The 12,346-nt window shown below is 41.6% G+C and carries 10 protein-coding genes; 8 read left to right on the plus strand and 2 right to left on the minus strand.

Annotated elements, in window-relative coordinates:
• Nucleotides 1–10 precede the first annotated feature (10 nt).
• Nucleotides 11–1,183 (minus strand): retropepsin-like aspartic protease, encoded by a 1,173-nt coding sequence (locus tag FDK13_RS08595; RefSeq protein WP_137339566.1) that lies wholly within the window; start codon nucleotides 1,181–1,183, stop codon nucleotides 11–13.
• A gap of 282 nt (nucleotides 1,184–1,465) precedes the next feature.
• On the opposite strand from FDK13_RS08595, the gene FDK13_RS08600 reads away from it, so the two are divergent.
• The 4 genes from FDK13_RS08600 (at nucleotide 1,466) to FDK13_RS08615 (ending at nucleotide 5,219) form a co-directional block, all read left to right on the plus strand.
• Nucleotides 1,466–2,311 carry a chromate resistance protein ChrB domain-containing protein gene (locus tag FDK13_RS08600; protein WP_137339567.1) on the plus strand — a complete coding sequence of 282 codons (846 nt, stop codon included), beginning with the start codon at nucleotides 1,466–1,468 and terminating at the stop codon, nucleotides 2,309–2,311.
• 87 nt (nucleotides 2,312–2,398) lie between these two features.
• Nucleotides 2,399–3,385, plus strand: a complete 987-nt coding sequence (locus FDK13_RS08605; RefSeq protein ID WP_137339568.1) for a DUF1259 domain-containing protein — start codon at nucleotides 2,399–2,401, stop codon at nucleotides 3,383–3,385.
• Nucleotides 3,385–4,566: a chromate transporter gene (locus FDK13_RS08610; protein ID WP_137339569.1), complete on the plus strand. Its 1,182-nt coding sequence runs from the start codon at nucleotides 3,385–3,387 to the stop codon at nucleotides 4,564–4,566. The genes FDK13_RS08605 and FDK13_RS08610 overlap by 1 nt, the downstream gene beginning before the upstream one ends.
• 23 nt (nucleotides 4,567–4,589) lie before the next feature.
• Nucleotides 4,590–5,219: a DUF2490 domain-containing protein gene (locus FDK13_RS08615; RefSeq protein WP_137339570.1), complete on the plus strand. Its 630-nt coding sequence runs from the start codon at nucleotides 4,590–4,592 to the stop codon at nucleotides 5,217–5,219.
• 269 nt (nucleotides 5,220–5,488) lie between these two features.
• Here the strand turns inward: FDK13_RS08615 and FDK13_RS08620 are convergent, their stop codons facing one another.
• The gene (locus FDK13_RS08620; RefSeq protein WP_137339571.1) at nucleotides 5,489–6,388 is read right to left on the minus strand and encodes a DUF6268 family outer membrane beta-barrel protein; all 900 of its coding nucleotides are present in this window, start codon (nucleotides 6,386–6,388) and stop codon (nucleotides 5,489–5,491) included.
• A 517-nt stretch (nucleotides 6,389–6,905) separates the two neighbouring features.
• Between FDK13_RS08620 and FDK13_RS08625 the strand changes: the two genes are divergently transcribed.
• The 4 genes from FDK13_RS08625 (at nucleotide 6,906) to FDK13_RS08640 (ending at nucleotide 12,121) form a co-directional block, all read left to right on the plus strand.
• Complete coding sequence (locus FDK13_RS08625) at nucleotides 6,906–7,586, plus strand: response regulator transcription factor (protein WP_137339572.1); 681 nt, start codon at nucleotides 6,906–6,908, stop codon at nucleotides 7,584–7,586.
• Nucleotides 7,587–7,591: 5 nt separating this feature from the next.
• The gene (locus FDK13_RS08630) at nucleotides 7,592–8,848 is read left to right on the plus strand and encodes a sensor histidine kinase (RefSeq protein WP_137339573.1); all 1,257 of its coding nucleotides are present in this window, start codon (nucleotides 7,592–7,594) and stop codon (nucleotides 8,846–8,848) included.
• Between the two features lie 89 nt (nucleotides 8,849–8,937).
• Entirely contained in the window at nucleotides 8,938–11,412 is a 2,475-nt protein-coding gene (locus FDK13_RS08635) for a TonB-dependent receptor (protein ID WP_137339574.1), read from the plus strand.
• A gap of 31 nt (nucleotides 11,413–11,443) precedes the next feature.
• Nucleotides 11,444–12,121 (plus strand): phosphatase PAP2 family protein, encoded by a 678-nt coding sequence (locus FDK13_RS08640; RefSeq protein WP_137339575.1) that lies wholly within the window; start codon nucleotides 11,444–11,446, stop codon nucleotides 12,119–12,121.
• Nucleotides 12,122–12,346 lie beyond the last annotated feature (225 nt).

The following is a 12,346-nucleotide window of genomic DNA, read 5'->3' on the forward strand; positions in this document are numbered from 1 at the left end:
AGGTTTAATATCAAGGCTCCCTATCGATATGGATTTCCTTGATGTTTCCTTTTCTATCCCTGATGCTTAATACAGCCGATTTATTGGGCATCAGTGTTTCTGACTTTCCGTTAAGCCAGTCGCAAAGCCCGATTGCCTCACAGGATTCCCCATCGACTGACAGAATCTGGTCTCCGGACTGAATCTTACCTTTCAGGCTTTCCCAGACTACACCGACAGTTAGTTTATCTCCTTCAATCACGGGTTTCAGAGGCCATGGCATATCATTTACGTCATTGCTTTGCCCTAATGGATCAAAGTAAAAAAGATGATGAATAAAGTCCAATGTCACGTTACCATAATCCAAAAGCTTGGCTCCGATCCTGCTATTGCTGCTCTTACTTGTTTCGGTGAATACGTTGTTAAAGACACATCCTGCCAGATTAATTGGTAGCATTTTTAACCGATAGAGACTGTCGGGAGCCTGTAATCCCAGTAAACCCCTGTTACTGCTACCATAACCTGTGGAAACCTTCTGAAAGACACCACTTTTCACCAGTCGCCTTGCATCTTTTTCAGTAAGCCTAAGTAAATTATCAGCTCCCGAATCAAAACCAACTTTCACTGTATTTTTATTTGAAAGTTGCAGCATAAAATACGGATAGCTTTGCGGCTCACCAGTCATCATGTCAGTCTGGTTTTTCCGGTTGATAGTCAATCTTGTTTCATCATCGGTTAGGATTATGATGTGCTTTTCCGGAAGAATCTGTACCACCGACTTCCGAAGCATGTTGCTACCGATAACGCCATCAATTTTCAGGCATCTGTACATCTGACTACCGGTCACCAAAGCAGGTATATCATTAAAAGTGAGATCTCCGATATGAAGCACTTTTATAGAAACAATATCCAACGCGGTCTTATTTCCAGCCGCATCCGTTATATCAGTATGATTGACAATTGCCGGTTTGAGTTCTTCAAACAGTTCAACAGTAACCTGTGTCGGAGCTCCGGTATCGAAGAGGAATCTGCGCTTAATTCTGTTGACTTCGGAAATCAGGAATATCCTGCCGTTTACGAGTTCATAGGGAATTTCCTGATAATAATTTTTGTCTCCAATCCCACCCTTGTTAAAGGTAACGTGCTGACCAAAACATTCGGTGGTCAACAAAATAATGAAAATGCAATGCAGAATCTGTTTCATCAAAATTCAATAATTATCGACTTTGGTTATCCAAAAAAATATATCATTCCGAGCCTACCGTGGTTTGGTAAATTTACCCGGGCAAAACATTTTGCAGTCATTTAAATTCAGAAATATCATATCCACTTATTAAATTATGTAATATTCCATTTAAGAACTATTCTTTTTTTGAATCCTGTGATCGGTTGCAGTTTTTATATATAAGAAGCAAAAACTGCATTGCTGAGCATCGAATATCTTTTTTAATACTTTTGTAAAATTGCTTTAAACGATATTCATGGAATGAACTGGATTACAAGAGAACGACCAAAAATTGACCGCATCGCCTGTCCCTGGCTGATTAAAAGATTTATTGATCCGGATGCGAAGATATTTTATGTTCCTTTTGATCAGGTCAGGATAAAAGCATTGGAGCTTGACGCCACGCCTTTTGATATTCCCGATACAGAATTCACACATTATGAGGACCGATGCACGTTTGATTTCTTTTTGGAAAGATATGAAATAGAAGATCCGGCATTGAAGGATATGGCCGTTATCATCCGGGGTGCTGACACGGACGACCATTCACTGGCCAGCCAGTCATCAGGTCTTTGGGCTATTTCAGCTGGTCTTGCCTATAACATTAACGATGATAATGATTTGCTGGAAAAAGGAATGCTGATTTATGACGCTCTTTACAGCTGGGCCAAACATCTTCAGAAACAAAAGCACACGCAGAGCCCTGCTGAAAAACTGCTGCTTGCCGTTTTCAATACTTATCTGGATAAACAGAAATCCGAAAACCTGAAAACCCCCAAATGGGCTAAAGAGCTTAAAGCAATAATTCAGGACCAGATTGATACCAACCTTAGTTTAAGCCTTAAAGAAATATCAGAAGGTTTACAGATTCACCCATCCTACGTATCCCGGGAATTTTCCAAGTATTTCAGCAACCTGTCTTTTGGCGAATACATCCGTAAGCTCCGAATTGAAAAAGCAATTGACCTGCTTGCAAATCAGGATCATACTTTGTCTGAGGTTGCCTACCTGACCGGATTTTCCGATCAAAGTCATTTCAACCGGATTTTTAAAGCCCATACCGGACAAAATCCGTCCAATTTCAGGAAAACTTTGCCAAAAAAGTAATTCCTGTACAAATCGTCATTTTCATTCTATCATTTGGTTACTGAGCGGGCTAGTATTGTCATTACATTAAGCGACCACCAAATGCTTATGAATACTGTCACTTTTTTTTCACGGAGAACATGGATTCGCACGACCGGATTAATATCAGCTGTGCAGCTTTTGGGCTTAAAACCATCGTACGCAGCAACTTTTATTGCAAAGACACCCGCAGCATTGACTTCTGAGGAAATTGCGGCCATTGAGGCTGCGATGGGTAAAAAAGGAAATTACAACGAAGCCCAGGCGGTACATACTACCCCGCTTCCGCGAAATGATCTGAAAGTGACGCTTAAAGGTGAACCTGTCCCGATCCCTTTCGGCTTTGGTGGCTGGGCTTCAATCAAAAAAACAGTTGATGGAAAGTCGGCAGTGCTAATGAGTGATACAGTCCTTTTGGAAGAAGAGGTGAACCCTTTGATCTCCGCAGCTCAGGCCAACGGTCTTGAAATCGGAGCGATCCACAATCACTTTTTTTATGAGCAGCCGCGTATTTTCCACATGCACCTTCATGGCATGGGAACGCCGGAAGATCTGGCCAAAAAGTTTACGGCAACAATTAAAGATGCCAAAATCTCACCTAAAAACCAGCCAGCTCCATCTGCACCGCCCACAGTTACAGGAAAAGATCTCTTCAATCTACCGGGACTTGATGCCGTGATAAAATATACAGGCGTGGTGAATGGACCAACCTACAAATACACAGTGGGAAGAGAAGATATCACAGTGATGGCGATGGGTGCAGAAATGACAGCTGCGATTGGCCTTAACTCCTGGGCAAGTTTTGCAGGCAATAAAGACAGCGCTCATATCGCCGGAGATATTGCAATGCTTGAAGATGAAGTGAATGCTGTTATTAAAGTGCTTCGTGCCTATAATCTTGAAGTCGTTGCCCTTCATAACCATATGTTTGGAGAAAATCCAAGGATGATCTTTCTTCATTATTATGGCCGTGGCCCTGCCGCTAAACTTGCTACCGGGTTCCGTGCGGCTCTTGACGTTCTTGGAAAAATAAAAGTAATACACTCAGACCACTAATGGAAACAGACATACAAAGCCACACTTACAGCCTGAAAGATCTCACCAGATACTTTTTTAAACTGGGTACGTTTGGATTCGGCGGCCCGGTAGCATTGATCGGTTATATGCACCGTGATTTGGTCGAAGACCGGAAATGGATCAGCGAAGACGAATACCGCGAAGGTCTGGCGTTGGCACAGCTGGCGCCCGGTCCACTGGCTGCTCAGCTTGGAATCTATCTCGGTTATGTGCATTATGGCGTTTTGGGGGCTACGCTTACCGGACTGGCTTTTGTCCTTCCTTCTTTTGTGATGGTTGTTTTGCTGGGCATGGCTTACAAATTATATGGCGGCTTGTCATGGATGCAGGCTGTATTTTACGGAGTGGGCGCTTCGGTGATTGGTATCATTACATTGAGCTGCTACAAACTTACGATCAAATCGGTAAGCAAACTGGAAGTAGCAGCTATTAAAAGCCGGTGGCTTCTTTGGGTTTTCTTTCTGGTTATGGCCGTAGTCACTGCTATCACGGAACGGGAAGAAGTATGGCTTTTTATGCTGATGGGCTTTGTTTACATGGCGGTTAAAGCACCACCAAAATGGCTGGTAAGAAGAGAAACGGCGTTATCGACAGTTCTTTTGACAGGAATCGGTTTCTGGCAGTATGAACCTTCTCAGCTAGTGCAGATTGGCTGGTTCTTTACCAAAGCGGGCGCATTTGTATTTGGCAGCGGCCTGGCCATTATTCCTTTTTTACAGGCTGGTGTTGTCGATCAGATGGGATGGCTCAACGAGCAGCAATTTCTGGATTCAGTTGCCGTGGCCATGATTACACCGGGACCGGTGGTGATTACGGTAGGATTCATTGGCTTTCTGGTCTCTGGTTTTGCTGGTGCCGTAGTCGCAGCTGCCGGGGTTTTTCTCCCATGTTTCATTTTTACAGTTTTGCCAGCTCCTTATTTTAAAAAGATTGCTAAAAATATCAGTATCAAAGCTTTTGTGGATGGTATTACCGCAGCAGTTGCAGGCGCCTTAGTTGGATCTGTCTTTGTAATCGCAACAAGATCAATCGTAGATGCACCATCAGCAATAATAGCTGTTTTAACCATACTGGCGCTTATTTATATTAAAAAATTACAAGAACCCTATATTATCCTCTGCGCTGCTGTCGTCGGCTTTTTGTTAAAGACCTATTTCTGAAATTATCGTCGTTACGATGTATTATGAGAAAATATTTCCTTCTGTTGCTGATACTTTTTACCCTTCCTTCATTTGGTCAAAAACAGATCAATAAACAAAGCGGGGTTTGGCTGGGTTATTTCAATCAGACCAGGCTTACAGATAAATGGGGCATCTGGCTGGATCTGCACGCCAGAAGAACGGAATTTTCAGACCGTTGGTCTACGCAGATTATCCGGCCAGATATTACCTATTATGCCAATGACCATCTTAGATTTACAGCAGGATATGCATATGCCCGTAGTTTTCCTGCCGCCGGACTGCACACAGTTCGACCTGAAAACAGGCTTTGGCAGCAGATACTTTGGACGAGTCGACAGAAGCGGCTTCATACCCAGCAGTGGATCCGGCTCGAAGAGCGCTTTAACAGGAAGATTGCCAATGATCAACTGCAAGACGGCAACAACTTTAATTTCCGGTTCCGGTATCTTTTAAATTTGATGGTGCCTCTAAACCGCGATTTTATAGATGCCAATACACTCTTCTTTGCATTTAATGATGAGATCCATATCAATGCCGGAAAACAGATTACTTATAATCTATTTGACCAGAACCACTTTTTTGTTGGGCTTGGCTATCAATTTACAAAAGGGCTCAACATGCAGGTCGGTTAGCTTTTCATATTCTATGTGTTGAGTCTGAATGCAAATAGAGCAAGTACATTCCGCAGGAAAAGTATTGCAAGGCCGGAATATTAAAACGGAGTACAATAAACGTTTTCATTGCATTTGAATAAACAAATAAAGTTACAGCCCAATTCTGAATTTTTTCTGAACTACAGTATTCCGTACACCTTGTAATTACTGTGTATTATCTGTGCAAAAGAACTTCAAAAAACAAGATGATCATTGCTTTTGAAGTTCTTGCCCCAGGAAGCCAGGTATCACCTTTTTCTATGAAATACCGGAGGTTGAACGTAAAAGTCAACAGTTAATGCCAACCCCGACGTTTTAATAGGTACTGCTCCATCAATCAGTTTGGAACTTAAATTTTTTCTATATCCTGCGCTGATATCAATGCCTCCAAAATTACCCAGTTTTTTGTTATAACTAATTCCCATATCCACATCTACCCGCCGGTAGACACCGGGAAGATCTCCACTTAAAGAATTAATATAGTAGGTTCTCGTCACTGATTCTGCTTTTAAATAAAGAATATCATTAGGCGATAAATTTCTGCGCCAGGCTATTCTTTTTGGAAGCATCATCTCAATACCTGCATTATCCGCATAATTGTAGTTGAAAACAAAAACGGGAAGCACGGTAAGTTTATAACTTTTATTGATCATTGCACCGAACCCAATTTCCTTATTGACAGATTTCTTGCGCAGAAAAGTAGCAGAGACTGTATAATTGACAGGAATTTGTTTTAATGATAATTCGGCCAGATTCCCGCTTTTATTGATGTTGGTTGTTGTAACAAGCCAGGAAGTACTGTCAAGTTTTATGAAGGAGTTTATATCCATTGCATAGGAACGAAGATTCCAGCCAGCCATTTTACTGATTGGATTTTCTCCGGGTGTTTTTAATTCAAACTGCTCGGTCCGGTAATTCGGCCCCATCAGAACAGTTACCCTTTTACTATGAACGACCGGAATCCAGGCCCTGAAAAAATATTCTTCATGCGTAAATTTCTTTGCACCTGCCCCTGGAAAATCGTAGACTTTCCCCGGTGCGTGTGTATTGCGGATGGTTAACCATTTTGAAGGTGCCATACCCGCAAGCCCTGGCTGGAGTGTTTGTGAAAATACATTTGTACCGATCGTACATAGGAAAACAAGCATAGCTTTCCGGTTGCCAGACAGCATAGTGTTATAGAGAAATGGTGTAAAAAAGAAACTAGCTAAACTTCACGGCAGATCCGCTGCCGTTTGAATTCATACCTTTTAAAATCAAAACTGATTTTGCTGCAATATCGGTTTAAAACATATCTGATATTGACGGGTAACATTACCAATGATTAAATAAGTTCCTGATTCTAAAAAGGTCTAAATAAGAAAGTTACATAGGCGCAATAACCTGGCTCCAGGGCACTTAACATTTACGGTCACGAGATCTGCTGAACACCCAGGTATTTGAAAAATCTGCTGTTCTCTTTCGTCTCTTTCTAAACTTGTAAGTAGCTGTATGTGCCCTGAAACCAATATCATTAAAATCTGTTAACAAGCCGAAATTAGAAATTCTATTTTAAATCCTTTAATTTAATGACAGTACCTTTCACACTCCAGAAATAATTCAGATTCAGTAGAAATCTTTGGCTCTTGAAAGTGATATGGCTTACCACAGATTAACAAAAACCGGATGAAACTGTTGATTATTGAAGATGAAAAGGAATTGTCCGATAGTATCTGTTCTTACATGAACAGCGAACAATTTTCTTGTGAAACTGCTTACGACTACCGCACAGCACTTGATAAAATTATCTTGAACGAATATGTCTGTATAATTCTGGATATCACACTTCCCTACGGCAGCGGACTGGACCTGTTATCTGAGCTCAAAGCGATGAATAAATCCGACGGGGTATTGATTATCAGCGCTAAAAACTCTTTGGACGACCGCATCAAAGGACTTAACAGCGGCGCAGACGATTATCTTACAAAGCCATTCCATTTGGCCGAGCTAGGTGCCCGTGTTTCGGCCATTGTACGGAGGAAATCGTTTGAGGGAAAAACAAAAATCAGCATCGGACTTTTAACGCTTGATCTTTCTGAACGAATTCTAAAGTCTGGTGATGAGCAGATCCCGCTTACCAAAAAAGAATATGAGCTGCTGTTGTATTTTATAAGTAACAAAAATAAGGTGGTGACCAAAGAAGCGATCGTCGAACATTTATGGGGAGATGATATTGATATGGCCGACAGCTACGATTTCATTTACTCGCATATTAAAAATCTAAGAAAAAAGCTCATGCAGGCCGGTTGTCCCGATTATATCAAGGCGGTTTATGGTATGGGTTATAAATTTAGTATTAACCACTAAGATTCATGAAATTATTTGCCCGTTACAACCGCATCAACCTGATTGTGATGGTGGTACTTTTTTTGATTTCAGGAATTTCCTACTCTCTGATCATTAATTATGTACTGGTTCATGAACTCGATGAAGCCTTGGATCATTACCGGTTAAGGATTGAAAATTACGTTGCGATTAACGGAAAACTTCCTGCCATCGGGGTGACCGACGAAACAGAGGTGACCTATCTGCCGCTGACAACAGCCGTCGGGCCAGATCGGTTTGAAACCAGGCGACTTTTGGATAAAGTGGAAAATAAACGACACAATTACAGACAGTTAACATATAGCCAGCAGGTTACAGAGAAACACTATGCTATTACGCTGAGCAAACCGATCGAAGGCACGAAAATGCTGACAAAAACGGTCGCTTTGATTACCCTCATTATGCTTCTTGCCGTGATCGGCTCCACAATCCTGTTAAATATGGTCATTCTCAGACGGCTCTGGCAGCCGTTTTACGATTCTTTGTCGGTTATGAAAACCTTTAAACTCGGTAAAAAGCTGATTCCTGATTTTCCCAAAACTGCCATCGAAGAGTTTAACTATATGAATAAACTATTGGAAGAGACTTTTATTAATGCAGAAACGGATTATCAGGTACTAAAAGAATTTACAGAAAATGCCTCCCACGAAATCCAGACTCCGCTGGCTATCATCCGCTCAAAGCTGGATCTGGTCATTCAGGAAGAAGGACTTTCCCAAAAACAAACGCAGGCATTGCAAAGTGTTTATTCAGGCATTAAGCGGCTAACCAAATTAAACCAGTCGCTGCTGCTTTTGGCAAAGATTGAAAATCATCAATATGCGGAAAAATCAACGGTAGACATTAAGGAAAAAATTGAAGAGAAACTTAGTCAGTTCCAGGAGTTCTGGCAACACAACCAAATCGAATGGAAAACCAATATTCAGCCTTTCATGATAGAATCAAATCCTGAATTGATTGATATCCTGCTTAGCAACCTGATTAGCAATGCAGGTCGCCACAACCGGGAAGGGGGCGTTATAATGATCACGCTGCAAAACAATGAACTGATCATTGGCAATACCGGATCTATGGAGGCGCTGGATCCAAAAAGATTGTTCCGCCGGTTTTATAAACAGGTCCAGCATAGTCAGCACAATGGATTAGGACTCTCCATTGTCAAGCAAATCTGTGATCAGCTTGACATCGCGATCCGGTATTCCTTCCTGGAAAACCGCCATCAGTTCACATTAAAATGGAATTAATTTTTCAAGTTTTTTCAAATCTGTAATTTTCTCTAAAAAAAATTCAGAATTGGTCTTTAGGTTTACTGCATCATCTTTTCAAATTAGCTATGAGGCCAATATTTTTGAGCATATTATTTTTCTTTTCTGTTGTTTTTGGTGCTCATTCCCAAAATAAACAAAACTTTAAAGTAACCGGTAAAATCAAGGATGCTTCCACAAACCAGCCTGTGGAATACGCTTCCGTCGGGATTACCAATCAGCAAACAAATGCAATTGTCAACGGAGCCGTGACCGACACTTCCGGATACTTTGAAGTTACAGGACTTCCTTCCGGTACCTTTACCGTCACTGTTGATTTTATAGGCTATCAAAAAAGAGCAATAAAAGATGTCATCATTTCCGGCTCTTCAAAAACGGTTTCACTGAATACAATTACCTTAACGCCTACCGTAAATGTCCTGGCAGAAGTGACAGTCACCGGCAACAAAAATATTGTTGAAAACCAGATTGATAAAATTGTTTATAACGCGGCAAATGATATCACTTCCCAGGCCGGCGTAGCGCTTGATGTACTAAAAAAAGTACCGCAGGTTTCGGTTGATATTGATGGCAATGTGGAGCTTCAGGGAAATCCCAATGTCCGGTTTTTAATCAATGGCAAGCCATCCAGCGTTTTTGGAAACAGCCTCACCGATGCGCTCTCATCAATTCCCGCCAGCCAGATCAAAAGTATTGAAGCTATCACAAGTCCGGGCGCCAAATATGATGCGCAGGGAACCGGTGGAATTATTAACATTATCCTCAAAGACAACAAGCTGCAAGGCATCAATGGGAATGTCAGCCTGACTGCAGGAACCAGACTTGAAAATGGTTCTGCAAATTTGAATTTCAGAAAAAACAATTTTGGCATCAATGCTTTTTTCAGCGGAAATAAACAGCTTAGTTCCAGAACGCCAAGTACTCAGGACCGTCTTTCCAATAATGTTACTGACACGACCACAACTCGTCTTTTGCAAAATGGTTTTCAGGATTTTAAAAGAAGCGGTTACCGCTCCGGCCTTGGTTTTGACTGGACGATCAGTAAAAAAGATAATCTGATCGGATCTTTTGGCTACAACAGTTTCAGCAGTAGTGGAAGCGGTCTTACCAATATTAACCAGACGACATATAATCAAGCAGCAATCCCGATTTTGGCACAGGATATTCTTCGCAATTCTTCCAGTAAAAATAGTATTGGTGCTTTTGACTGGAGTCTGAATTATATCAAAAAATTAAAAAAAGAAGGACAGGAACTGAATGTCCTTTACAGTTCCAGTTTTGGAAAACCACGCAATAATTACAGTCAGATCCAAAGTTATAACGGAGAATCTTTTGCCAACTCCGGAACGATGGGCAATACGCCCGGAAATGATAAACAGACCAATATTTCCATTGACTACGCGCATCCGGTCAAAAAAGGATTTATTATTGAAACCGGTGTAAAAACAGTTTTACAGGATATCAAAAGCATTGCTGACATCAGCGTTTTCACGCCTGCTCAAAACCAGTTTGTCCATGATCCGACGCAATCTTACCAGTTGAGCTATAACATGAAGATTTATGCTGGTTATCTATCAACTACTTTTTCCATGTTTAACTGGCTGAATATTAAAGCCGGAGCAAGATTTGAGCACACCGACGTTAAAATTGATTACCCGAACACCTCGATTCCGTCTTACAACAATCTGGTTCCGTCACTAATTTTCTCTCATAATTTCAAGGACGACCAGTCCGTCAAACTGGCTTTTACGCGCCGCATTGAAAGAGCAGAATACCGGGAAATCAACCCGTTTATGAACCTGAGTGACCCATACAATATCACGGCTGGAAATCCGCTTTTAAAACCTGAAATCGGGAATAATTTTGAGCTGGGTTACAACAAACCTTTCAAAAACGGGGGAAGTGTTTACATCGCTCTGATCGAACGGATCAACACCAGCGATATCAAGCCGTACACAACGTTTTACCCATCGTATATGATCGGGGATTCCACATACCAGAATGTTTCGGTAACCAACCGTCAAAATATTGGTATAGAATATAACTCCGGCGTGAGTTTGTCGGGCTCCATGCCCATCACCGACCGTTTAAATCTTCGTGGAAATTTTGTGGTGACCCAGAAGCGTGTTGTCAATAATTTGCTTGGTGGAAATGTGACCAACGGGACCAACTGGCGCTTTAATCTGAACGCAACATACCAGCTTCCAAAAGATCTAAGCCTGGAAGGTTTTGGAAATTATTCTTCTGCCATCAACACGATCCAGGGAAAAAGGCCGCAGCAGCTTACCTACAACTTTGCTTTCAGAAAGCAGTTTTACCATAAAAATGCAAGCATTGGTTTCACGGCAACAAATCCGTTTACGAAATATATCAGCCAGGTTACCACCGTTAAAACCGGCAATTACGTAGCCACAAACACGGTCCTTGTCCCTTACCGCTCTTTTGGAATCAGCCTGACCTATAAATTCGGGAAGCTTGAATTTAAAAAAGGAAAAGACCAGGGAAATGATTTCCTGCATAATGCCCCAAGTACAGAAAACTAACCCATCCGTTTCAATTCCTCTATCTAAGATCATGAAGCACTTTTTGGTTTACTCCATAGTTATTCTATTGTTTCCTGCGCAGGTATTCTGCCAGGCTGCCGATTCCCTGCATCATGAAATAAGGTTTTCGACCAAACAACTTTACGCGCCTGCCGCACTGGTCTTGGCGGGATTACTTGCCAATGGACATTCACAGGAATCCATCAAAAATGAGGTGGCCGAAGAACGTAACGAACATATGCCGCGTTTCAAAACCAATCTGGACGATTATCTCCAATTTTCACCTTTTGCAATAGCCTACGGACTCGATGCTATCGGCATAAAATCCAAAACTGATTTTATGAACAGGTCTGTTATTTTATTAAAGGGAGAAATCCTGGCTATCGGAACTGCCACCCTTTTGAAAAAAATGACCCATGAATTGCGTCCCGACGGCAGTGCTTATACTTCCTTTCCATCGGGCCACACAACCCAGGCTTTTGCTGCGGCGACATTTTTGAGTGAGGAATACAAAGACCGTTACAAATGGATGCCCTATGCCTCTTACACGGTTGCTTCCTCGGTTGGACTTCTGCGTGTTGCCAATAACAGGCATTACATCAGCGATGTGCTCGTCGGTGCCGGAATCGGGTTTTTATCAATGAAAGTGGCTTACTGGACGCATCAGTATAAATGGGGAAAGAGAAATCATAAGGTGGTCCTTCAATAAAAATTGTACGGTTATCCCGATGTCTATTGTGATTTGGCAAGTTTTTAAAGGCATGCGTTTGAAGATATTTATTCGCTCTGCCACAAGGTTACATAGCTATTGGGAAGGTTAGAATTAATAAGTGATATTCCTTTTGATTCTGTCAATATTGATCACCCCACATTCAGATGATCATATTGACGGCGGATGTAATAAATTGTATTCTTTAAAGTTTAGGTAATACGT

This window comes from Dyadobacter frigoris (assembly GCF_005280585.1).
GTDB classification, from domain to species: Bacteria; Bacteroidota; Bacteroidia; order Cytophagales; family Spirosomataceae; genus Dyadobacter; species Dyadobacter frigoris.

Coding starts and splice junctions, on each gene's coding strand:
- FDK13_RS08625 (WP_137339572.1), top strand. CDS start 6,906: ATGAAACTGTTGATTATTGAAGATGAAAAGGAATTGTCCGATAGTATC.
- FDK13_RS08630 (WP_137339573.1), top strand. CDS start 7,592: ATGAAATTATTTGCCCGTTACAACCGCATCAACCTGATTGTGATGGTG.
- FDK13_RS08605 (WP_137339568.1), top strand. CDS start 2,399: ATGAATACTGTCACTTTTTTTTCACGGAGAACATGGATTCGCACGACC.
- FDK13_RS08600 (WP_137339567.1), top strand. CDS start 1,466: ATGAACTGGATTACAAGAGAACGACCAAAAATTGACCGCATCGCCTGT.
- FDK13_RS08615 (WP_137339570.1), top strand. CDS start 4,590: ATGAGAAAATATTTCCTTCTGTTGCTGATACTTTTTACCCTTCCTTCA.
- FDK13_RS08610 (WP_137339569.1), top strand. CDS start 3,385: ATGGAAACAGACATACAAAGCCACACTTACAGCCTGAAAGATCTCACC.
- FDK13_RS08595 (WP_137339566.1), bottom strand. CDS start 1,183: ATGAAACAGATTCTGCATTGCATTTTCATTATTTTGTTGACCACCGAA.
- FDK13_RS08640 (WP_137339575.1), top strand. CDS start 11,444: ATGAAGCACTTTTTGGTTTACTCCATAGTTATTCTATTGTTTCCTGCG.
- FDK13_RS08620 (WP_137339571.1), bottom strand. CDS start 6,388: ATGCTTGTTTTCCTATGTACGATCGGTACAAATGTATTTTCACAAACA.
- FDK13_RS08635 (WP_137339574.1), top strand. CDS start 8,938: ATGAGGCCAATATTTTTGAGCATATTATTTTTCTTTTCTGTTGTTTTT.